This is a genomic window from Stenotrophomonas sp. GL_101, assembly GCF_057835675.1.
The window spans coordinates 2,997,495-3,019,597 of sequence record NZ_CM174432.1 but is presented as its reverse complement, the minus strand read 5'-3'; the positions used below and the strand labels follow the sequence as shown (position 1 = coordinate 3,019,597).

Below are 22,103 nucleotides of genomic sequence, written 5' to 3'. Positions count from 1 at the left end.
CGTGACATCGATCAAGCAGGAAGACCTCATCCAGTCCATCGCCGACGCGCTGCAGTACATTTCGTACTATCACCCGGTCGATTACATCAAGAGCCTCGCCGCCGCCTACGAGCGCGAGGAATCGCCGGCCGCGAAGGAAGCGATGGCCCAGATCCTGATCAATTCACGGATGTGCGCCGAAGGCCACCGCCCGATCTGCCAGGACACCGGCATCGTCACCGTGTTCCTGGAAATCGGCATGAACGTCCGCTGGGACGATGCCACCATGGGCGTGGAAGACATGGCCAATGAAGGCGTGCGCCGCGCCTACAGCTATCCCGACAACAAGCTGCGCGCCTCGGTGCTGGCCGACCCGGCCGGCAAGCGCATCAACACCAAGGACAACACCCCCGGCGTGGTCAACGTCAAGGTGGTGCCGGGCGACACGGTCGAGGTGATCGTGGCGGCCAAGGGCGGCGGTTCGGAAGCCAAGAGCAAGTTCGCCATGCTCAATCCGTCCGACTCGATCGTGGACTGGGTGCTCAAGACCGTGCCGACCATGGGCGCCGGCTGGTGCCCGCCGGGCATGCTCGGCATCGGCATCGGCGGCACCGCCGAGAAGGCGATGCTGCTGGCCAAGGAATCGCTGATGGAGCCGATCGACATCAATGAGCTCAAGGCCCGTGGCGCCTCCAACCGCGCCGAAGAGCTGCGCCTGGAGCTGTTCGACAAGGTCAACGCGCTGGGTATCGGTGCGCAGGGCCTGGGCGGCCTGACCACGGTGCTGGACATCAAGGTCAAGGATTTCCCGACCCACGCGGCCAACCTGCCGGTGGCGATGATCCCCAACTGCGCGGCCACCCGCCATGCGCACTTCACCCTGGACGGCAGCGGCCCGGTGATGCTGGATCCGCCGTCGCTGGAAGACTGGCCGCAGATCACCTACGACGCCTCCAAGGGCACCCGTGTCGACCTGGACACGATCACCTCCGAAGACGTGGCCAGCTGGAAACCCGGCCAGACCCTGCTGCTCAACGGCAAGCTGCTGACCGGCCGCGATGCCGCGCACAAGCGCATGGTGGAAATGCTGGACAAGGGCGAGCCGCTGCCGGTGGACCTCAAGGGCCGCTTCATCTATTACGTGGGCCCGGTCGATCCGGTGCGCGACGAAGTGGTGGGCCCGGCCGGCCCGACCACCGCGACCCGCATGGACAAGTTCACCCGCCAGGTGCTGGAACAGACCGGCCTGCTGGGCATGGTCGGCAAGGCCGAGCGCGGCCCGGCCGCGATCGAGGCGATCCGTGACAACAAGTCCGCTTACCTGATGGCGGTCGGCGGTTCGGCCTACCTGGTGTCCAAGGCGATCAAGGCCGCCAAGGTGGTGGGCTTTGCCGACCTGGGCATGGAAGCGATCTACGAGTTCACCGTGCAGGACATGCCGGTGACCGTGGCGGTGGATTCCACCGGCGAGTCGGTGCACATCACCGGACCGCGCGAGTGGCAGGCCCGGATCGGCAAGATTCCGGTGGTGGTGGCCTGAGCCTGCCGGTAGCGACGGTGAGTCGGTACGGGTCATGACGAAAACGGCGCCTCAGGGCGCCGTTTTTCGTTGCCGGCCGCAACAGGCCGCGATGCCGCCGGAGGGTAGCTACCGACCGTTGGTTGGTACGCCTTCAACGCCGCGTCTCCACCAGCATCCGCACCGCCAGCGCACCCAGCACCGTGCCCATCAACCCGCGCTGCAGCGTCTGCCAGCGCGGCCGGCCAGCCAGGAAGGCGGCGATGCTGCCGGCGCCCAGCACGATCAACGCATTGACCCCCAGGCTGGTGGCGATCTGCACCGTGCCCAACAACAGCGACTGCGCCATGACGCTGCCGTGGTCGTCGGGCTGGATGAACTGCGGCAGCAGCGACAGGTACAGCACCGCGATCTTCGGGTTGAGCAGCGCGGTGAACAGCCCCATCGCAAACAACCGGCGTGGGCTATCGCGCGCCAGCTCGCGCAGCTGGAACGGTGAGCGCCCGCCCGGGCGCCACGCCTGCCACGCCAGGTACAGCAGATACAGCGCGCCGCCAATGCGCAGCACGTCGTAGGCATGCGGTACCGCCATCAGCAGCGCGGTGATTCCCAGTGCCGCGCACAGCAGATAGACCAGAAAACCCAGGGCAATGCCGCCCAGCGACACCAGCCCGGCAGCGCGGCCCTGGCAGATCGAGCGCGACACCAGGTAGATCATGTTCGGCCCGGGGGTCAGCACCATGCCCAGCGAGATCAGGGCGAAGGTCAGCAGGTGGGTAGGCTCTGGCATGGCGCCGCACTCGGGGCAGGAAGGTTGCGCTGCATGCTAGGCTCCGCCCGCGCGGGCCAACAGCCACAGTGGCCGTGCGCGGCACCGTGCATCTGTATCCATCACCGGCGATGGCGGTGAGCGCATACTCGGTTGCTTCCCTCGACAGGATCCGCGCATGGCCACCACGTTGTATGGTTCCCCCAGCACCGCCTCGCTGGTGGTGCATTGGACGCTGCTGGAGCTGGCGTTGCCGCACGAACTGGTGCTGCTGGATTTCGACAAGCGCGAGCAGAAATCGGCGGCCTATCTCGCGCTGAATCCGGCCGGCGTGGTGCCCACGCTGGTGCTGGACGGGCAGGTGCTGACCGAAGCGCCTGCCATTGCCCTGCACCTGGCCGACCTGCACCCGCAGGCCGGGCTGTTGCCGGCCCCGGGCACGCCCGCGCGTGGCGAGGCCTACCGCTGGATGTTCTGGTGCGCCAACACCGTGCAGCCGGCCTATCGCGCGTGGTTCTATGCCGATGAAATGGCCGGTGCCGACAACGTCGAGGCAACCCGGCAGGGCGCGCGTGAGCGCCTGGAAGCGGCCTGGCAACGCCTTGCCGACCACCTGCAGGCCGGCGGCCCGTATGTGCTGGGCGAACAGCCCGGGGTGGTCGATTTCATGCTGGTGATGCTGCTGCGCTGGTCGCGCAACATGCCCACCCCGAGTGACACCTGGCCGGTGCTCAAGGCTTACGCCGATCGGCTGAAAGCGCGCCCGGCGTTCGTCGAGGTGTACCGCCGCGAAGGCATCACCGACTGGCGTTGAGGGCAGCGCTGGTCAGTCGACGTATTCGTCGAAGGTCCTGCGTGCACGGAACGGCATCATGTGCTGCTGGAGCAGGCCCTTGGGCACCGTTTCCAGCTTCATCACGCCGTATTCGTGCGGCCAGTGGGCCGGGTCACGCGGCAGCTTGAAGGTGCCCATGAGCATGTCCACCAGCGGCAGGTGGATGGCGTAATTGACGTCCACGTAATCCTGCTGCCGCGCATGGTGCCAGTGGTGGTAGCGCGGCAGCACCAGCAGGTATTCCAGCCAGCCAAAACGGATGCCCAGGTTGGCGTGCGCCAGTACCGCCTGCAGCCCGACCAGGATCACGTAGGCGTTCACGGCGGGGGTGGAGAAACCCAGCACCAGCAGCGGCAGCAGCACGCAGCTGCGGGTCATCACGATTTCAAGGAAATGGATGCGCGAGCCGGCCAGCCAGTCCATGTGCCGGCTGGAGTGGTGCACGGCGTGGAAGCGCCAGAGCCAGGGAATGTTGTGGTACGCGCGGTGCAGCAGCGCCTGCGCCATGTCCGCCACGAATACCGCCAGCAGGAACTGCAGCCACATCGGCATCGACTGGATCAGCTGCTTGAGCGCAGGGAACGCCGCCAGCCCGGCCACCGTGGCGGTGGACGCGGTGACCAGGATCAGGATGAACTGCACCAGCACGTGGCTCATGAAGAAATAGCTGACGTCGGTGCGCCAGCCCGGCCGTAATGGCGACAGCGTACGCTTGCCGAAGTAACGCTCCAGCGGCACGAACACCAGGGCCGAGAAGAACAGCGACAGCACGAACCAGTCCAGCCCCAGGGAGTAGGGCGTTTGGCCGATGTCATCGAACTGCACGTTGGTGCCGCCCAGCAGCACCGCCAGCGTGGCGCTGCCGACGCCGATCAGGGCGATACGCTTGTTGCGGTCGCGCACGATCGCCAGCGTGCCCAGGATGAAGGCGGCGGCCAGCCCCACCAGCAGCACGTGCCGGGCGAAATGTTCGTTGTAGACCGCGCGGAACTCGCGACTGGTCAGCAGGTCGGGAAAGTGGAAGCAGGCCACGCCCAGCAGGCTGAGCAGGCCCAGCAGCGCCGAGCCATGGGCGAAGAAGGAACGTCGGGGGTGTGCGTTCAAGCAGGTGCTTCCGTGCGGGACGCGGCCATTGTGCCGATAACGCGCTGCCCGCGCGAACCTCCGCGCTGTCTGCACTGGTCGCCGGCCGTTGTCCGCTGCTACAGTCAGGCGTGCAGGCTGTGGGCCTGACTGGCGCTTGCCGGCCCCACTCATCCACAAGGAGCACCACCGTGCCAAGGACGCTTTTGGCTGCAGCGCTGGCGCTGCTGATGGCCGCCTGCAGCAGCGACGGCGGTTACCAGGACCCCCCAGGCCTGCGCGAGGTCACCGCCGCCAACCAGTGCATGGCGCAGTGCCAACGCCGCCATGACAGCTGCATGGCCAGCGGAGCGGGGCTCGGCGCCGGCAGCAGCGACAGTTGCGGCGTCGGCGTGGCCACACAGCGGGAGGGTCGTTGCGACAAGATCGACAACCCGGACCTGCGGCGATCGTGCGAGGCCAGCATCGACTACTGCCGTAACCGGCTGCCCGCGCTTGGGTGTGGCGAAGATCGCGACCGCTGCATGAGCCGCTGCGGCGGGTGAGTCATCAATGCGTGGGCCGATGCCGCGCAGCGCCCGGCATTATCCGGGTGGCAGGATGTCCAGCACCGTTTCCGGGGGACGGCACAGGCGCACCCCAAGCGGGGTGCGCACGATCGGGCGGTTGATCAGTTCCGGGTGTTGCAGCATGGCCTCGATCAGCGAGGCATCGTCAAGCATCGGATCGGCCAGGCCCAGCGAGGTGTAGGCCGCTTCCTTGTCGCGCAGCAGCCTGCGCGCGCCGATCCCCATCGCGGTGACCAGGGCATGCAGCGTCTCGCGGTCCGGCGGGGTTTTCAGGTAGTCGATGACTGTCGGCTCGATGCCGTGCTGGTGCAGGATCTCCAACGCCCCGCGCGAGTTGCTGCAGCGCGGGTTGTGCCAGATCGTCACCGACATCAGTACCACTCCAGCAGCGACACGCCCACGCCCACGTAGGTGGCCTTGTGGTTGTAGTCGATCATGCTTTCGCCGTAGCCGTCGAACACCTGCACATGGCCGCGCAGCAGGTTGCTGATTGGAAAACCATAGTCCAGCTGCAGCGCGCCGTGCGAACGATCGCCGCCGCGCAGCGAGTGGCGCGCCATCAGTGAGACCTCGTGACCGTTGCGATTCCAGGTCAGGGTGGCGTCGCCACGGCCCATGTAGTCTTCGATGTCCGGGTTGTTGTCGTCCTTGCGGTCTTCCGGCAGGCGGTACCAGGGGCGCAGCACGAGTGCCCAGTTTTCGCGGTCCAGGCCGATGTTGAGGATCACCCGGTTCCAGCTGCGCGAGAGCGGGTCGGCGCGGCCGTTGGACATGTGGTTGAGGCTGATGCCGCTCATGCGGCCGCGCCAGCCGCCGATGGAGTAGCCGTTGCGGAACAGCAGCATCACTTCCGGCTCGTAGTTGGTCTCGCGGAACGGGCGCGAATTCTCGGCGTTGTAAGCCTGCCAGCGCGAACTCTGGGTGTAGCCGGCCCAGATGTCGCCGTTGTCGCCGAACAGGTTTTCCACCACCTTGGTCTTGAAGCTCAGCTGGAACTTCAACTCGTTGCTGTCCAGCAGCTGCGGGGTGGTGACCTGGTTGGCCGGATTGGGCGACTGCGGCATCTGGTTCTTGTCGCTGGTCCAGAACGCCGGCAGCAGGTACACCGGCTTGTAGGCGCGCAGCTGGAAGGCGCCCAGCTTGGAGTCCTGCGCCAGTTCCCAGCGGCTGTCCAGCAGCGAGCCCTTGCCGGCGTTGGCCAGGGCATCCTCGTGACCATCGTTCTGGAACAGCTCGCCCAGCCGCTGCTTGACCCGCTGGGTAGCCGGTGCACCGGCCTCGGCGCTGCGCGCGGCCTGGCGTTCCTCGCGGCGCGCCTGCTGGGCGGCCGTGGCCGCCGCATCGGCGGCCACGGTCACCCCGCGGGTATGCCCGAACAGCTTGTCGTAGCACGCCAGTCGCGCCGCATCGGTATCCACCAGCGCGCACGCCTCGGGGGAAGCCGGGGTGGGCGCCGCTTCCTGCGCCATCACGGGCAGGGTGGGGCTGGCCAGGGCCAGGGCGGTGAACAGGGCGGAGCGGGGACGAAGGATCATGAAGGCGCGGCCGTGTGGCAGGAATGAATGGGGTTGCCGGGACAGTGTCGCTGTTGGCTGACGATCCCGCCAGCGCGGTACGGCGGTCCCGCCCGGGCGTTTATGCCCGGCAGGGCTGTGCGCAGGGTGTGAACGGGTCGGTTTCAGACCAGCCAGGCGAAGGCGAATAACCCCAGCATCGCCACCACCAGCGCCATCTTCAGCGCCAGCCCGAGCAGGATGCCCAGCCAGGTGGCAAAGCCCACCTTGGTGGACCGGCCCAGTTCACGGGTATGCCAGTACTCGCCGGCCAGCGCGCCCAGCAGCGGGCCGGCCAGCAACCCGATCGGCATGAAGAACAGCCCCGCGATGCTGCCCACGAAGGTGCCCCACAGCGCCTTGCGGCTGGCCCCGACCCGTTGCGCGCCCACCACCGTGGCCAGGATGTCCACCGCGAAGGACAGCAGGGTCAGCACCCCCAGGGCGGTCAGGGGAATCCAGCCGACATGGTTGAAGCCGTCGTTCCAGGCGGCCAGCAGCAAGCCGGCAAACACCAGTGGAATGCCGGGAAGGGCCGGCAGCACGACGCCTGCGATGCCCACCAGTACCAACGCCGCCGCTAGCAGATAGAAGATGAATGAATAGTCCATGCTGTCCGGTATGGTTTGTGAAAAAGGGTTGACATGTGAAGGTTTTGCCAGTTGATTTTTGGTTTTGCCCGGGTTAAGTTGCAGGCGCTGAGCTTGGCAAGGTCACCGTGGATCGTGGCCTGATGATGGTAGATCTTTGGATCCGCTGCATCGTTGCACCTCGCTTCCCCCTTGCTGTCAGCCGCCCAACCAGGCGTATCCAACAACAAGAAAAGAGACACCAGGGAGTAGTGAGATGGCTGATCGTGAGAGTGGTACTGTCAAGTGGTTCAATGATGCCAAGGGTTTTGGCTTCATCAGCCGCGCAAATGGCGAGGATGTGTTCGTGCACTTCCGCGCCATCGAAAGCCAGGGCTTCAAGAGCCTGAAAGAAGGCCAGACCGTCAGTTTCGAGGTCGTGCAGGGCCAGAAGGGTCTGCAGGCCGACAAGGTCCAGGCCGAGTAAGTCCCGCCTTGTGCGGGTAACAAGAAGGCCCGCGCAAGCGGGCCTTCTTCATTGCGGCAGCGGCGGTGGCCGGGCTGGCTCAGCGCAGGATCACCTTGCCGTTGACCACGCGCACGTAGGTGTTTTCGCGGATGCCGGCCAGGTCGCGCTGGTTGACCACCACGGTGCGGCCGTCATCCATGCGGACGCTGATGTCGTAGGTATCGTTGGTGACGTTCTTCTGGATCTGGTTGCCGGCCAGCGCGCCACCGACCGCACCCGCAGCGGCGGCGATGTTCTTGTTGCCACGGCTGCCGCCGGTATGGTCGGAGATCTCATGGCCGGCAACGGCGCCGACGATGCCGCCGAGGATCGCGCCGGTGGCCGACGGCGCGGTGCGGCCCGAGGCCACCGTGTTGATACGGGTCACGATGCCGCAGTCGGCACAGCGTCCGGTGTTGTAGCCGCCGTTGTTGTTGTTGCCGTAGCCGTTGTTGTAACCACCGCTGCCATAGCCCGGCGAGGTGGTCGCGCAGCCGGCCAGTGCAACGGTGGCAACGGCGGCGGCAGCGATGAGTTGGATCTTCATGGGGTATCTCCTGGCCAGAGGGGTGGTCGAATGCGTCTGGGGCGCATGCCGCAGATCGTGTCCTGTGCAACGTGAACAGCGCGCCAATCTTCGGCGGCCAGCGTGGCTGGCAGATGAATCAGCGGAAATCCTGGTGGCAGGCCTTGCAGTCGGCCTGGATCTTTTCGACCAGCTGGCCCATCGCGGTGCAGTCGGTGGGCGGCGCGGCCAGGGCCTGGTTGAGGGTGGCGCGCAGGGCGCTGGCGTGCTGCTGGAAGCCCTGGCTGTCGCTCAGCCCGGGAAAGGCCAGGTCCAGGTCGTTGGACAGCGAGCGCAGGGTCTGCACGCGCGGCATGCTGTCGGCCAGGGTGCAGCGGTTCTGCGCCTGGGCGTCCTGCATCAGCTGCAGCTGCCGGCTCATCACCTGCATCAGCGCGTCCGGGAACCGATCCTGGCGGGCCTGGATGGCGCGCGACACCATGACCGTGGCGATCAACCCGATGAACAGGCCGAGCACGCCGACGAACAGATAGCGGTAGGCGGTGGAGGCACGGCGGGGGGCGGTCGGATCGGACATGGCAGGGGCTTCCTTGAGGGTGGCTGCCGCGATCGTACGCGCTGTCCTGTCCACGTGGCGTACCGACCGCCGCAGGGCCCGTAGAATATGCCGATGAACGACGTACTTCGCGAACGATTTTCCGGCATCGACCGGCTGTATGGGGTGGGCACGGTGGACCTGCTGTCGGCCCGCCGGGTGGCCGTGGTGGGCATGGGCGGGGTTGGCTCGTGGGTGGTCGAAGCACTGGCCCGCACCGCGGTGGGGCACCTGACCCTGATCGATGCCGACGACATCTGTGTGTCCAACACCAACCGGCAGCTGCCGGCGCTGGCGGGCCAGTACGGGCGCAACAAGGCCGAGGCGATGGCCGAGCGCTGCCGCGCGATCAACCCGGACATCGCCGTCGATGCCATCGCCGCGTTCCTGACAGTGTCGAACATGGTGGCGCTGCTGGACCGTGATTTCGACCTGGTGATCGATGCCTGCGACAGCTTCCGGGTCAAAGTGGAGACCATCGCCTGGTGTCGTCGGCGCAAGCTGCCGATCCTGACGGTGGGCGCGGCGGGCGGGCGCACCGATCCAACCCTGGTGCGGATCCGTGACGTGTCGCGGACCGAGCATGACGCGATGATGGCGTTGATCCGCAAGAAGCTGCGCAGCGATTTCAATTTCCCGAAGAACGCTTCGCGCTATTTCGGGGTGCCGGCGGTGTACTCGCTGGAGAACGTGAAGTACCCGCAGGCCGATGGGACGGTGTGCGGGGTGCGCCCGCAGCTCGGTGCCGATGCGGCGTTGAAGCTCGACTGCGGCGCGGGGCTGGGCGCGGCCACCCACATCACCGGCGCGTTCGCATTCGCCGCAGTGGGCAAGGCGCTGGAGATGCTGATGAAGAAGCCCGCTGCCGCCGCGTAGAGCCGACCGTTGGTCGGCTGCGTTTGGCGCGATCCAATACCAGAAGCAGCCGACCAACGGTCGGCTGGACGATAAGCCGACCAACGGTCGGTTCGACAATAAGCCGACCAACGGTCGGTTCGACAATAAGCCGACCAACGGTCGGCTCTACGGTAGGCCGAACAACCGGGTAGCGTTGGCGGTGGTCTGCATCGCGATCTGGTCTGCCGGCTGCCCGCGCAGCCGCGCCACCGTTTCCAGGATCACCGGCAGCCGCGCCGGTTCGTTGCGCTCGCCCCGGATGCCCGCATCGGGCTGGTCGGGCGCATCGGTTTCCAGCAGCAGTTGTTCCAGCGGTATCTGGGTCACCAACCGCTGCAGGCGTTGCGCACGGTCGTAGGTCAACGGCCCGCCCAGGCCCAGCAGGAAGCCCAGCTTGTGCAGCTGCGCGGCCTGTTCGGGACTGCCGGGGAAACTGTGCACCACTCCGCGCAGGCCGCCCACCGCCCGGATCGTCGCGATGACCGCCTCCACCGCGCGGCGGGCATGCACGATCACCGGCAGGTCGAACTCCCGGGCCAGGCGCAGTTGCCCGACGAAGTACTGCTGCTGCAGCTGTGCATCGAGCCCTTCGACGAAGAAATCCAGCCCGCATTCGCCCACCGCGCACGGACGCTCACGCTCGATCCATCCGCGCAGTTCAAGCAGATGCCCGGCACGGTGTTCGTGCAGGAACATCGGGTGCAGCCCATAGGCCGGATGCAGCCCCTCGGCGAGCCGGCAGGTGTCGCGCAGTGTCGGCCAGCTGGCGGCGGTCACCGCCGGCACGATCTGGGTACCGACCCCCGCGGCGCGCGCGCGTTCGATCACCTGGGCGCGGTCGGCGTCGAACGCGCCGGCGTCCAGGTGGCAGTGGCTGTCGACCAGCCTCACGCGCGGCGCTTGCCCGGAAGGGCCGGAGGCAGCGCGGCGCTGCGATGCTTCCAGTTGGCCAGCAGCAGGGTGCCCAGTCCGAGCAGGATCTCGTCCACGAACGGCACCGGGTCGGGGATCAACAGGGTCAGCGCGAACAGGCCTGCGGTGAGTTTGAACAGGGTGGGGTAGCGCAACCGGCGGGCCCACTCGAGCACTGGCAGCAGCAGGGGATTGGCCATGACGCACTCCTCGACAGATGCTGTAAACGCTATCACGGGCACTATCGGGCTGGAACCTGAATGGGTAAACGCAGCGTGTGCGCAATGTGGAGATTCCGTTCAGGCATGGCGTGCTGGAATTCGCTCATGAACGTTGCGGATCGTCCGCAGGGAGCCGGATATGAAAAGTACTACCACTACTGCTTTGGTCGCCGCTGGCGCGCTGCTTGTTGGCGGCATCGCCACCGCCGCTTTCATGAAGAGTGGCTCGTCCGCAGCTGATCCGGTGACCGCGACCCAGCCTCGTCCCACCCTGGACACCACCCCGCTGGCCGACGACGGTGCACGTACCGATGCGCTCGCCGTGGAAGACAAGGCCGGCAAGCTGGAATACGCCGACATCGTCAAGGTCGACCCGCTGACCCAGAAAGAAAAGGCCTACGCCACCGTGATCGGCACCGAACCGGTGCGCCAGACCTCGACCACCCAGACCCCGCATGAAGTCTGCCAGGACGTGGTGGTGCAGGAGCGCCTGCCCGAGCGCGATGGCAACGTCGGCGGCACCGTCGCCGGTGCGGTGATCGGCGGCCTGCTGGGCAACCAGGTGGGCGGCGGCAACGGCAAGAAGGCCGCGACCGCTGCCGGTGCGGTGGCCGGTGGGCTGATCGGCAACCAGGTGGACAAGCGCCATGTGGGCGGCCGCGTGGTCAACCGTACCGAGCGCCAGTGCCATACCGAGACGGCCACGTCCGAGTCGACCAAGGTGACCGGTTACAACGTCACCTACCGCAATGAAGACGGCACCACCGGCACCATGCGCATGGCCAGCAAGCCGGGCAACCGCATCGCGATGGGCACCACCAACGCGGTCACCGGTTACAACGTGACCTACCGTTACGACGGCGCCGAGAAGACCGTGAAGATGGCCAGCAAGCCGACCAGCGATCGCCTGCCGGTGATCGATGGCCAGCTGGTCACCCAGACGGCCGCGCTGGACTCGAACAAGCAGTAACGTCGCGCCGTTGACCGCAGCGAGCAACAGGCCGGCACTTGCCGGCCTGTTGCGTTTTGCGGGCGCGGTGCCGGCCGGCAATACCGCGACGGCGGTCGCTGGGACCGGCGCGATGATTCTGCGAAGATCCAGGACGGTATTCGTACAAGGCCCCGGCATGAGCATCTTCGACCTGCAACTGGACACCGAGCGCTTGATCCTGCGCCCACCGCGCGTCGAAGACTTCGACGCGTTCCTGCGCTTCTGCACCGATCCGCAGGTCATGCAACACCTTGGGGGCGTACAGTCACCGTCGCAGGCCTGGCGCAGCTTCAGCTGCCTGGCCGGCAGTTGGCACCTGTATGGTTTTTCGATGTTCTCGGTGATCGAAAAAAGCACGGGCCAATGGGTCGGCCGGATGGGGCCGTGGCAGCCGTTGGACTGGCCCGGCACCGAAGTGGGCTGGAGCATCCGCCGCGAAAGCTGGGGCAAGGGCTATGCGCCGGAAGCGGCCATTGCCAGCATCGACTGGGCGTTCGATACGCTGGGCTGGGACGAGGTGATCCACACCATCGATGCGGCCAACGAAAACTCCAAGGCGGTGGCGCGCAAGCTCGGCAGTACGCTGCTGCGCATGGGTGAACTGCCACCGCCGCATGATGGCAAGCCGATCGAGGTCTGGGGCCAGTCGCGCACGCAGTGGCGGGCCCGCCGCGCCGGCTGAGCGCCATGCTGCACCCGCGCTTGGCAAGCGGCGCGGGTTGCGGCGAGACTCCGGGTTGGCCGCTTTTGCAGCACCTCACGGAGGGTGATGGATGTTTGCCGTGGTTCCCGATCCGATTCCCGCACGCATGAAAGCCCTGAACCGGGCCGAGATCTGCGATACCAACTTCATCCAGTTCGTCCAGCACTGGCAGGGCGACCCCGCCCCGCGCCCCGCTGCGGATGCACCGATTCTGCCCGGCAGTACGCTGGATGCGCAGGGGTTCGATGATCTGTTGGAATCCCAGCTGGTCAGCCGCCACCTGGACCTGATGGCGCGCGTGCTGCGCGTGCAGAACAAGGTCTTCTATACCATCGGTTCGTCCGGCCACGAGGGCAATGCGCTGGTGGCGCGGCTGGCACGGCATACCGATCCGGCGTTCCTGCACTATCGCTCCGGCGCGTTCATGGCCGAGCGCTTCCGCAAGCTGCCCGGCATGGATCCGGTGCTGGACGCGGCCTTGTCCTTCGCCGCCAGCTGCGATGACCCGGCCAGTGGCGGCCGGCACAAGGTCTGGGGCAGCAAACCGTTGTGGGTGCTGCCGCAGACCTCCACCATCGCCTCGCACCTGCCCAAGGCGCTCGGTACCGCGATGGCCATCGAGAGCGCGCGGCGCATCGGCCATCGCCTGCCGATTCCCGACGACAGCGTGGTGATCTGTTCCTTCGGCGATGCGTCCTCCAACCATGCCACCGCGCAGACGGCGTTCAATACCGCGGCATGGGCGGCCTACCAGCGGCTGCCGGCCCCGGTGCTGTTCGTCTGCGAAGACAACGGTATCGGCATCTCGGTAAGGACGCCGGACGGCTGGATCGCGCAGAACTTCAGCCACCGTCCTGGGCTGGACTACTTCTTTGCCGATGGCCTGGACCTGGCTGCCGGGCATGCGCAGGTGGAACGTGCGCTGGAGCACTGCCGGCGCACGCGCCGCCCGACCTTCCTGCACCTGCGCACCACGCGCTTGATGGGCCATGCCGGCACCGATTTCGAGATCGAGTGGCGGCCGCTGCCCGAGCTGTGCGCGGCCGAAGCGGCCGACCCGTTGCTGCGCTCGGCACAGATCGCGCTGGAATCGGGCTGGATGTCGCGCGAGGCGCTGCTGCAGCGCTACGAGGCGATCCGCGCGCGCTGCTTTGCCGCGGCCGACGACGCCGACCGCCGGCCCAAGCTGGGCACGTTGGCCGATATCGTGGCCCCACTGGCGCCGTACTCGCCGGCGGCGGTGCAGGCCGAAGCCGGGCGCGTGGCCGCGGCCGAGGCGCGGCAGGCCGCCTTTGGCGGCGAGGCGCAGCTGCCCGAGCGACAGCCACCCCGGCACCTGGCGATCCAGATCAACCAGGGCCTGCACGAGCTGATGGCCAAGTACCCGTCCACGCTGCTGTTTGGCGAGGACGTGGCCCAGAAGGGCGGCGTCTACACGGTCAGCAAAGGCCTGTTGAAGGCATTCGGCCCCCGCCGGGTATTCAACACGCTGCTGGATGAAACCATGATCCTGGGCATGGCCCAGGGGTTGGCGACCCTGGGCATGTTGCCGATCCCGGAGATCCAGTACCTGGCCTACCTGCACAACGCCGCCGACCAGTTGCGCGGCGAGGCCTGTTCGCTGCAGTTCTTCTCCAACGACCAGTACCGCAACCCGATGCTGGTGCGCATCGCCGGGCTGGGCTACCAGAAGGGCTTCGGCGGCCACTTCCACAACGACAACTCGATCACCGCGCTGCGCGACATTCCCGGCCTGGTGGTTGGCTGTCCGTCGCGCGGTGACGATGCGGCGATGATGCTGCGCACCCTGGCCGCGCTGGCGCAGGTGGACGGGCGCGTCTCGGTGTTCCTGGAACCGATCGCGCTGTACATGACCAAGGATCTCTACGCGCCCGGGGATGGCCAGTGGCTGTTCCCGTATCCCGCGCCGGAGCAGACCCTGCTGCCGGGCGAGGGCCGGGTGTATGTGCCGGAGGCCAACGACCTGGTGATTTTCAGCTATGGCAACGGGGTGCCGATGAGCCTGCGCGCGGCGCGCACCATCGAGGCCGAACTGGGCTGGCAGGTGCGGGTGGTGGACCTGCGCTGGCTGGTGCCGCTCAATGCCGGCTTCATCGCCGCACAGGCGGCCGATGCGCAGCGCGTACTGGTGGTGGACGAAGGCCGGCACAGTGCCGGGGTGGGCGAGGGCATCATCACCGCACTGGTGGAGGCCGGGCTGGGCCACCTGCCGCTGCAGCGGGTCAGTGGTGCCGATACCTACACGCCCCTGGCGGGGGCAGCATTGTGCGTGCTTCCAAGCGACAATGCGTTGGTAAGCGCCGCCCGGGTACTGGCGCAGGATCTCTGACGCATGTGTGGATTGGCAGGAATGCTGTTGCCGGCTCCGGTAGCGGAGCAGGCAGCACTGGAGCACTTGGCACGGCGCATGGGCGATGCGCTGTTGCATCGTGGCCCCGATGACAGCGGGGTGTGGGCCGATGCCGGCCAGGGCATCGCGCTGTCGCACCGGCGCCTGAGCATCCTGGACCTGTCGCCGCTGGGGCACCAGCCGATGGCCTCCAATGATGGCCGTTACGTGCTGGCCTACAACGGCGAGGTCTACAACTTCGCTGCGCTGCGGGCCGAACTGGACACCCTCGGCCATGTCTTCCGTGGCCATTCGGATACCGAAGTGCTGCTGGCCGCGTTCGTGGCCTGGGGCATCGATGCAACCCTGCAGCGCGCCAACGGCATGTTCGCCATTGCCTTGTGGGACCACGCCGAGCAGTGCCTGTGGCTGGCTCGCGACCGGGTTGGCAAGAAGCCGCTGTACTACGGCTGGGCCGGCGACGCGCTGGTGTTCGGCTCGGAGTTGAAAGCGCTGTGGCAGCACCCGGCATTCGACAACGAGGTCGACCGCGATGCGCTGACCCTGCTGCTGCGGCTGGATTACATTCCCGCCCCGCACTGCATCCACCAGCGCTGTTTCAAGCTGATGCCCGGTCGCGCGCTGCGGCTGGATGCCGCGGCGGTGGCTGCCGGTGCCGCCGCGCACCGCCCCGACCAGCAGCAGGTGCCATTCTGGAATGCACGCGAGCGCATGCAGCAGGCGCTGGCATCACCGTTTGCCGGCAGCGACGAGGACGCCGAGGCGCAGCTGGATGGCCTGTTGCGCGATGCGGTCGGCTTGCGCATGGTCGCCGACGTGCCGGTGGGGGTGTTCCTGTCCGGCGGCACCGATTCGTCGGTGGTGGCGGCGCTGATGCAGGCGCAGTCGTCCTCGCCGATCCACAGTTTCAGCATCGGTTTCCAGGGGTCCGACCACGACGAGGCGCCGCTGGCCAAGGCGTTGGCGCAGCACCTGGGCACCGACCACACCGAGCTGTATGTCAGCGGGGCCGACGCGCTGGCGGTGGTGCCGCAGCTGCCGGCGATGTTCGACGAACCGTTCGCCGATGCCTCGCAGGTGCCGACCGCGCTGGTGGCCAGGCTGGCCCGTGGTTCGGTCACGGTGGCCTTGTCCGGCGACGGGGGCGATGAGCTGTTCTTCGGCTACAGCCGCTACCAGCGCGCCCTGCGCAACTGGAGCCTGCTGGGCAAGGTGCCGGCCCCGTTGCGACGCTGGATGGCTGCCCACGCGCACACCCAGGGCGAGGCGTCGCGCACCGGCGGGCTGGCCGCGCTGCTGGCCGAGACCGGCGCGCGCGGCATCGGCGATGTATACCGCAACCGCATCACGCGCTGGCGCGACCCGGTCGCGGCGGTCATCGGCGCGGCCGGGGCCGGCAGCTTCTATGACCTGGCCGACCCGCTGCACGGCGCCGGTTCCCCGGCCGATGCGATGATGCTGGCCGATTTCAACACCTATCTGCCCGATGACCTGCTGTGCAAGGTCGACCGCACCAGCATGGCGGTCAGCCTGGAGGCGCGTGCGCCGCTGCTGGACTGGCGGGTAGCCGAGTTCGCCTGGTCGCTGCCGCTGTCGATGAAGCACCGCGACGGGGTCAGCAAGTACCTGCTCAAGCGCGTGCTGGGCCGTTACGTACCGCAGGACATGGTGCACCGGCCCAAGCGTGGGTTCGGCGCGCCGGTCAGTGCCTGGCTCAAGGGCGACCTGCGCGGCTGGGCCGATGCGCTGCTCGATCCGGCGCGGCTGGCCGAGGAGGGCGTGTTCAACGTGGCTGCGGTGGCTCCGTTGTGGCAGCAGTTCAAGCAGGGCGAACGCAAGTGGCACACCCATTTGTGGAACGTGCTGATGTTCCAGGCCTGGCAGGCGCACTGGAAGCAGGTGCGTGCGGGCGTCGAGCGCGGCTGACGGCGGTGGGTGTTCGCGTCGGGCGACGACGGCGGGTGATCGCGGTGGACAACGGGGCGGGGTGACCGCGTCGGGCGACGGCGGAAATGATCCCGGTAGGTGACGACCGTTGGTCGTCACGCCTTTCCGCCCCCCTTCACCCTTGCCAACGGTGGCCCCGCCTACGCTGTGGCCTTCCCACCCAAGGAGACCTCCCATGGCCGAAGTGAAGATCGCGGTACTGGTGGGCAGCCTGCGCAAGGGCTCGCACAACAAGGCGCTGGCACACGCGCTGGAGAAGCTGGCCGCAGGCCGCGCCCGCTTCGAGCACGTCGCGATCGGCGACCTGCCGCTCTACAACCAGGATGTCGACACGGACTACCCGGCCCAGGGCGTGCGCCTGAAGCAGCAGATCCGCGATGCCGACGCGGTGCTGTTCGTCACCCCCGAGTACAACCGTTCCATCCCCGGCGTGCTCAAGAACGCCATCGACCTGGGCTCGCGGCCGTATGGCGACAGCGCGTTTGCCGGCAAACCCGCGGCGGTGGTGGGGGCCTCGATCGGGGTGATCGGGACCGCGCTGGCCCAGCAGCACCTGCGCAACGTGCTGGCCTACCTGGACATGCCGGTGCTGGGCCAGCCGGAGGTGTTCCTGCACTTCAAGGACGGGCTGATCGATGCCGAGGGCAACATCGGCAACCAAAGCACCCAGGCGTTCCTGCAGGGGTTCATGGACCGGTTCCTGGCCTGGGTGGCCACCCACGGCGGTCAGCATTGAGCCGGGCGCATCTGCGATAATGGTGGTACGACGGGCGCCGCAACGGCGCCCGTCGCACGCAATGCGACGGCATCGTCCGATGCTGCCGGCCACGGCCGGTATACCCAGCTCATCCACCGCTTATCCACAGGGTTGTGCATGGCTGTGGGGGCCGTCGCGTGCCTACCATGTCCCACGCTCCGCACCGCAGGAAACACGCCCCCTCATGTCCGCCCGTTCTGGCTTCCGTTCCGACCGCAAAGACCGCGGTGACCGCTTCGATCGCGATGAAATGCGCCTCGACCAGCTGCGCGTGCCGCCGCATTCGATCGAGGCCGAGCAGGCGGTGCTGGGCGGGCTGATGCTGGCCCCGGAAAGCTACGACCGGATCAACGACCAGCTGACCGAAGCCGACTTCTATCGCCGCGACCACCAGACCATCTATCGTGCGATCCGCGAGCTGTCCGAGCGCGACCGCCCGTTCGATGCGGTCACCCTGGGGGAATGGTTTGAATCGCAGGGCAAGATGGAACTGGTGGGCGACGGTGCCTATCTGATCGAGCTGGCCAGCACCACGCCGTCGGCCGCCAACATCTCCGCCTATGCCGAGATCGTGCGCGACAAGGCCGTGCTGCGGCAGCTGATCCAGGTCGGTACCGACATCGTCAACGATGGCTTCCAGCCCGAAGGGCGTGAGAGCAGCGAGCTGCTGTCGGCGGCGGAAAAGTCGGTGTTTGCGATCGCCGAGCAGGGCGCCCGCGGGCGTACCGATTTCGTGGCGATGCCTGGCGCGCTGAAAGATGCGTTCGAAGAACTGCGCAGCCGGTTCGAGAACGGCGGCAACATCACCGGCCTGCCGACCGGCTACACCGATTTCGATGCGATGACCTCGGGCCTGCAGCCGACCGACCTGATCATCCTGGCCGCGCGTCCGGCAATGGGCAAGACCACCCTGGCGCTGAACATCGCCGAGTACGCCGCGATCAAGTCCAAGAAGGGCGTGGCGGTGTTCTCGATGGAAATGTCGGCCTCGCAGCTGGCGATGCGCCTGATTTCCTCCAATGGCCGCATCAACGCCCAGCGCCTGCGTACCGGCCAGCTGGAGGACGAGGACTGGAGCCGGGTCACCGGCGCGATCCGGATGCTGAAGGAGACCAAGATCTTCATCGACGACACCCCCGGTGTGTCGCCGGAGATCCTGCGCTCCAAATGCCGCCGCCTCAAGCGCGAGCACGACCTGGGCCTGATCGTGATCGATTACCTGCAGCTGATGAGCGTGCCGGGCAACAGCGAAAACCGCGCGACCGAAATCTCGGAAATCTCGCGGTCGTTGAAGGGCCTGGCCAAGGAACTCAACGTACCGGTGATCGCGCTGTCCCAGCTCAACCGCTCGCTGGAAACGCGTACCGACAAGCGCCCGGTGATGGCCGACCTTCGCGAATCCGGCGCTATCGAGCAGGATGCGGACATGATCGTGTTCATCTACCGCGACGACTACTACAACAAGGAAACCTCGCCGGACAAGGGCCTGGCCGAGATCATCATCGGCAAGCACCGCGGCGGCCCGACCGGTTCGTGCAAACTGAAGTTCTTCGGTGAATACACCCGCTTCGACAACCTGTCGCACGACTCGGTGGGTTCGTTCGAATGATCCGGGGCACACGACCAACGGTCGTGTGCTACCGACAATTGACCGGGCCTGTACGCCGACGATGGGCCCGGTGGGTACCCATCGGTTGTCGGGACGGCCGACGATTCCCCTGGTAGGTACCGACCGTTGGTCGGTACGCCCTTGCTCGGCTGCTCTTGCGGCCGGCGATCCTGGTGGTTCAGCCGAGCAACGCTCGGCTCTACGAGCGCGGCGGTCATTCTTCCCTTGGCGCTCATCGGCGTATTCCCGCTTTCGTCGGCCGAGGTCGGCGTTCGTCGCATCCCGCTTGCCGCGCGGGCGGTGCAGCGGCAACGTGAGCCTGCGGGCATTGCCGCCCGGTACCGGTGGAGACCGACGATGAAGACGCTGTTCGCGCTGGGGCTGTGGTGCCTGCTGTTCGTGCTGTGCTGGCCGCTGGCGATCCTGGCGCTGGTCGCCTGGCCCTTCGTGTGGCTGCTGAGCCTGCCGTTCCGCCTGGTGGGCATCACCTTCTCGGCGCTGTTCGCGTTCCTGCGCGCGCTGTTCATGCTGCCGGCGCGCCTGCTGGGCGGCGGCCGCCCACTGGCAGCCTGACCCGCAACCCGGGGGGGCCGGCCGCTGGCCGGCACTACGACCATCCGTGGAGCCGGCCAGCGGCCGGCACTACCCTGCGCGCGGGTGCTGCGCCTAGACTGCTGGCTGCTTTCAGACAGGGATATGGTCGTGACGCTACCCGAACAGGATTTCAGTGCGCTCTGCGCATCGCATGGGCTTGGCCCGCATGCCGGCACGCTGCTGCCATGGCTGCGGCCGCGCGTGGGTTTCAGCCGCCGGGCGGAGACGGATGCACCGATCGGCGCATCCCGGATCGGCGGCGGGCCGGATGTGCCCGCAGGCTTCGCATGGCCCACCCACAAGGGCAGGGCGCTGGACTTCCTGCTGCAGATCAACCTGGCCGACCTGCAGGGTCTGGAGTGCGGGCTGGACCTGCCTGCACAGGGCGTGCTGTCGTTCTTCTACGACACGGACACACAACCGTGGGGCTTTGACCCGGCCGATCGCAGTGGGCATTGCGTCCACCTGTTCGCGCCGGGCGGGTTGCAGCGGCTGCCTGCGCCGGATGCAGAGGCAGCGCTGGCACCGTCCGCGCTGGCATTCCACCGCACCTGGAGCCTGCCGCATCCGTGCTCGTCCGAGGGCGAGAAGGTGGCGCAGGCGCTGCGTGACGCCGGGCTGGGCTGGGATGACGCGGCCGAGGAGGGCTACTACGCGCTGGTGGAGGATGTTGCCGACCTGGGTTCCCCGACGCCGCGCGAACGGCACGGCTTGGGCGGCTGGTCGCACAACGTGCAGGGCGACATGGCACTGGAAGCGCAGCTGGTCAGCCATGGCCTGTATTGCGGCAACCCGAGCGGGTATCAGGATCCGCGACGCGCTGCGCTGGAAGAGGGTGCGGCCGACTGGTCGCTGCTGCTGCAGCTGGATTCGGACGATGAGGCGATGTGGGGCGATTCCGGGATGCTGTACGCCTGGATTCGGCGACAGGACCTGGCCGCGCGGGATCTGTCGCAGACCTGGCTGGGGCTGCAGTGTTGCTGAGGCCATCGCGCACCCGGTAGGGCCGGCCGCTGGCCGGCTCCACGGAAGGTTGATCGAGGAGCCGGCCAGCGGCCGGCACTACCGGTGTCGCGGAGCAGCCGTTACGCAGGTACAAAAAACCCCGCCTTGGCGGGGTTTTTCGTTATGCGGACCGCAGGGCTCAGTTGGCCTTGTGGATCGCGCGCTTGTTCACGGCCATGGCCGCGTCGTGCACCGCTTCGGACAGCGACGGATGCGCGTGGCAGATGCGGGCCAGGTCGTCGGAGGAGCCGTTGAACTCCATGGTCAGCACGCCTTCGTGGACCAGCTCGGAGACGTTGGCGCCGACCAGGTGCATGCCCAGCACGCGATCGGTTTCCGCATGCGCCAGCACCTTGACGAAGCCGGCCGGCTCGATCATGGCCACGGCACGGCCGTTGGCGGCGAACGGGAAGCTGCCGGCCTTGTACGGAATGCCCTCGGCCTTCAGCTGCTGCTCGGTCTTGCCGACCCAGGCCAGCTCCGGCTCGGTGTAAATGACCCACGGGATGGTGTCGAGGTTGACGTGGCCCGGCAGGCCGGCGATCAGCTCGGCAACCGCGATGCCTTCCTCGAAGCCCTTGTGCGCCAGCATCGGGCCGCGCACGCAGTCACCCACCGCCCACACACCGTTGACGCCGGTGTGGCAGTGCGCGTCCACTTCGATCTGGCCGCGGTCGTTGATCTTGACCCCGGTGCCTTCGGCCAGCAGGCCCTTGGTGGCGGCGCGACGGCCGACGGCCACCAGCAGCTTGTCCACGGTCAGGCTCTTCTCGCCTTCGGCATCGGTGTAGGTCAGGGCGACTTCCTTCTTTTTGCCCTTGCCCACGACTTCGGCCTTGGAGACCTTGGCATTCAGTCGAATGTCCAGGCCCTGCTTCTTGAATTCCTTCGCAGCGGCCTTGGCCACTTCGGCATCGGCGGCGGCCAGGAACTCCGGCAGTGCTTCCAGGATGGTCACGTCCGACCCCAGGCGCTTCCACACGCTGCCCAGCTCCAGGCCGATCACGCCGGCGCCGATCACCGCCAGGCGTGCCGGCACTTCGGTGAAGTCCAGGCCGCCGACGTTGTCGACGATGGTGTCGCCGTCGAACTTGGCGAACGGCAGTTCGATGGAGTCCGAACCGGCAGCGATGATGACGTTGGTGCCCTTCAGCTCGACGATGGAACCGTCGTGCTGGGTGACCTTGACCACGTTGCCCGGCTGCAGCTCACCGAAGCCGTAATACGCGGCGACCTTGTTGGCCTTGAACAGCATGCCGATGCCGCCGGTGAACTGCTTGACGATCTTGTCCTTGCGGCCAACCATCGCCTCGACGTCCATCTCGGCATCCTTGAAGCTGATGCCGTGATCGCCAAAGATGTGGCTCATGTTCCAGAACTGGCGCGAGGAATCCAGCAGCGCCTTGGACGGAATGCAGCCCACGCGCAGGCAGGTGCCGCCCAGGGCCGGCTTGCCGTCCTTGCCCAGGGCCGCGTCGATGCAGGCGGTCTTCAGACCCAGCTGCGCGGCGCGGATGGCGGCATGGTAGCCGGCCGGGCCGGCACCGATGACGACGACGTCGAATTGTTCAGCCATTTGAAAAGTCCTTGA

General features: G+C 67.2%; 23 protein-coding genes. 13 read left to right on the top strand and 10 right to left on the bottom strand.

All coding sequences use genetic code 11. The annotated features are described in order from the left end of the window. Position 1: 1 nt before the first annotated feature. Positions 2-1,519: a fumarate hydratase gene (locus tag AC3IR9_RS13250; protein ID WP_489291190.1), complete on the top strand. Its 1,518-nt coding sequence runs from the start codon at positions 2-4 to the stop codon at positions 1,517-1,519. A 133-nt stretch (positions 1,520-1,652) separates the two neighbouring features. Here the strand turns inward: AC3IR9_RS13250 and AC3IR9_RS13245 are convergent, their stop codons facing one another. Next, positions 1,653-2,288: a LysE family translocator gene (locus AC3IR9_RS13245; RefSeq protein ID WP_489291189.1), complete on the bottom strand. Its 636-nt coding sequence runs from the start codon at positions 2,286-2,288 to the stop codon at positions 1,653-1,655. A gap of 157 nt (positions 2,289-2,445) precedes the next feature. On the opposite strand from AC3IR9_RS13245, the gene AC3IR9_RS13240 reads away from it, so the two are divergent. After that, entirely contained in the window at positions 2,446-3,081 is a 636-nt protein-coding gene (locus AC3IR9_RS13240) for a glutathione S-transferase family protein (protein WP_489291188.1), read from the top strand. Between the two features lie 12 nt (positions 3,082-3,093). Here the strand turns inward: AC3IR9_RS13240 and AC3IR9_RS13235 are convergent, their stop codons facing one another. Beyond that, on the bottom strand, positions 3,094-4,206 hold the full coding sequence (locus tag AC3IR9_RS13235; protein ID WP_489291187.1) for a sterol desaturase family protein: 1,113 nt from the start codon (positions 4,204-4,206) through the stop codon (positions 3,094-3,096). A 170-nt stretch (positions 4,207-4,376) separates the two neighbouring features. On the opposite strand from AC3IR9_RS13235, the gene AC3IR9_RS13230 reads away from it, so the two are divergent. After that, complete coding sequence (locus AC3IR9_RS13230; protein ID WP_489291186.1) at positions 4,377-4,730, top strand: hypothetical protein; 354 nt, start codon at positions 4,377-4,379, stop codon at positions 4,728-4,730. Between the two features lie 39 nt (positions 4,731-4,769). Here AC3IR9_RS13230 and arsC read toward each other — a convergent pair whose 3' ends face one another. From arsC to AC3IR9_RS13215, 3 genes are all read right to left on the bottom strand, one after another. Continuing rightward, on the bottom strand, positions 4,770-5,126 hold the full coding sequence (gene arsC, locus AC3IR9_RS13225) for an arsenate reductase (glutaredoxin) (protein ID WP_489291185.1): 357 nt from the start codon (positions 5,124-5,126) through the stop codon (positions 4,770-4,772). Beyond that, positions 5,126-6,289, bottom strand: a complete 1,164-nt coding sequence (locus AC3IR9_RS13220; protein WP_489291184.1) for a phospholipase A — start codon at positions 6,287-6,289, stop codon at positions 5,126-5,128. Before AC3IR9_RS13220 ends, arsC begins: the two co-directional genes overlap by 1 nt. A gap of 143 nt (positions 6,290-6,432) precedes the next feature. Beyond that, positions 6,433-6,918, bottom strand: coding sequence for a DUF456 domain-containing protein (locus AC3IR9_RS13215; RefSeq protein WP_489291183.1), 486 nt, complete (start codon positions 6,916-6,918; stop codon positions 6,433-6,435). 235 nt (positions 6,919-7,153) lie between these two features. Here AC3IR9_RS13215 and AC3IR9_RS13210 point away from each other — a divergent pair, with 235 nt between their 5' ends. After that, entirely contained in the window at positions 7,154-7,363 is a 210-nt protein-coding gene (locus tag AC3IR9_RS13210) for a cold-shock protein (protein WP_489291182.1), read from the top strand. A 79-nt stretch (positions 7,364-7,442) separates the two neighbouring features. Here the strand turns inward: AC3IR9_RS13210 and AC3IR9_RS13205 are convergent, their stop codons facing one another. Both AC3IR9_RS13205 and AC3IR9_RS13200 read right to left on the bottom strand, forming a co-directional pair. Beyond that, the gene (locus AC3IR9_RS13205) at positions 7,443-7,931 is read right to left on the bottom strand and encodes a glycine zipper 2TM domain-containing protein (protein WP_489291181.1); all 489 of its coding nucleotides are present in this window, start codon (positions 7,929-7,931) and stop codon (positions 7,443-7,445) included. 118 nt (positions 7,932-8,049) lie between these two features. Continuing rightward, complete coding sequence (locus AC3IR9_RS13200; protein WP_489291180.1) at positions 8,050-8,487, bottom strand: hypothetical protein; 438 nt, start codon at positions 8,485-8,487, stop codon at positions 8,050-8,052. A gap of 93 nt (positions 8,488-8,580) precedes the next feature. Here AC3IR9_RS13200 and AC3IR9_RS13195 point away from each other — a divergent pair, with 93 nt between their 5' ends. Then, positions 8,581-9,381 carry a tRNA threonylcarbamoyladenosine dehydratase gene (locus AC3IR9_RS13195; protein WP_489291179.1) on the top strand — a complete coding sequence of 267 codons (801 nt, stop codon included), beginning with the start codon at positions 8,581-8,583 and terminating at the stop codon, positions 9,379-9,381. Between the two features lie 147 nt (positions 9,382-9,528). On the opposite strand, the gene AC3IR9_RS13190 is transcribed toward AC3IR9_RS13195, so the two are convergent. Beyond that, complete coding sequence (locus AC3IR9_RS13190; protein ID WP_489291178.1) at positions 9,529-10,293, bottom strand: TatD family hydrolase; 765 nt, start codon at positions 10,291-10,293, stop codon at positions 9,529-9,531. After that, positions 10,290-10,514, bottom strand: a complete 225-nt coding sequence (locus AC3IR9_RS13185) for a DUF6116 family protein (RefSeq protein ID WP_489291177.1) — start codon at positions 10,512-10,514, stop codon at positions 10,290-10,292. Before AC3IR9_RS13185 ends, AC3IR9_RS13190 begins: the two co-directional genes overlap by 4 nt. A 160-nt stretch (positions 10,515-10,674) precedes the next feature. On the opposite strand from AC3IR9_RS13185, the gene AC3IR9_RS13180 reads away from it, so the two are divergent. The 8 genes from AC3IR9_RS13180 to AC3IR9_RS13145 all read left to right on the top strand — a co-directional run bounded on the left by AC3IR9_RS13180 (position 10,675) and on the right by AC3IR9_RS13145 (position 20,491). Then, positions 10,675-11,505 (top strand): glycine zipper 2TM domain-containing protein, encoded by an 831-nt coding sequence (locus AC3IR9_RS13180; RefSeq protein ID WP_489291176.1) that lies wholly within the window; start codon positions 10,675-10,677, stop codon positions 11,503-11,505. Positions 11,506-11,662: 157 nt separating this feature from the next. After that, positions 11,663-12,208: a GNAT family N-acetyltransferase gene (locus AC3IR9_RS13175; protein ID WP_489291175.1), complete on the top strand. Its 546-nt coding sequence runs from the start codon at positions 11,663-11,665 to the stop codon at positions 12,206-12,208. Between the two features lie 91 nt (positions 12,209-12,299). After that, positions 12,300-14,579 carry a thiamine pyrophosphate-dependent enzyme gene (locus AC3IR9_RS13170; protein WP_489291174.1) on the top strand — a complete coding sequence of 760 codons (2,280 nt, stop codon included), beginning with the start codon at positions 12,300-12,302 and terminating at the stop codon, positions 14,577-14,579. Between the two features lie 3 nt (positions 14,580-14,582). Further along, positions 14,583-16,526, top strand: a complete 1,944-nt coding sequence (asnB, locus tag AC3IR9_RS13165; RefSeq protein WP_489291173.1) for an asparagine synthase (glutamine-hydrolyzing) — start codon at positions 14,583-14,585, stop codon at positions 16,524-16,526. A 196-nt stretch (positions 16,527-16,722) separates the two neighbouring features. Continuing rightward, on the top strand, positions 16,723-17,283 hold the full coding sequence (locus tag AC3IR9_RS13160; RefSeq protein ID WP_489291172.1) for an NADPH-dependent FMN reductase: 561 nt from the start codon (positions 16,723-16,725) through the stop codon (positions 17,281-17,283). A gap of 205 nt (positions 17,284-17,488) precedes the next feature. Continuing rightward, on the top strand, positions 17,489-18,913 hold the full coding sequence (locus AC3IR9_RS13155) for a replicative DNA helicase (RefSeq protein ID WP_489291171.1): 1,425 nt from the start codon (positions 17,489-17,491) through the stop codon (positions 18,911-18,913). 357 nt (positions 18,914-19,270) lie between these two features. Next, a complete protein-coding gene (locus tag AC3IR9_RS13150) occupies positions 19,271-19,486 on the top strand; it encodes a hypothetical protein (RefSeq protein ID WP_489291170.1) in 216 nt (71 codons plus the stop codon). A 129-nt stretch (positions 19,487-19,615) separates the two neighbouring features. Beyond that, the gene (locus tag AC3IR9_RS13145) at positions 19,616-20,491 is read left to right on the top strand and encodes a YwqG family protein (protein ID WP_489291169.1); all 876 of its coding nucleotides are present in this window, start codon (positions 19,616-19,618) and stop codon (positions 20,489-20,491) included. 160 nt (positions 20,492-20,651) lie between these two features. On the opposite strand, the gene lpdA is transcribed toward AC3IR9_RS13145, so the two are convergent. Further along, positions 20,652-22,088 carry a dihydrolipoyl dehydrogenase gene (gene lpdA / locus AC3IR9_RS13140; RefSeq protein ID WP_489291168.1) on the bottom strand — a complete coding sequence of 479 codons (1,437 nt, stop codon included), beginning with the start codon at positions 22,086-22,088 and terminating at the stop codon, positions 20,652-20,654. Between the last annotated feature and the right edge of the window lie 15 nt (positions 22,089-22,103).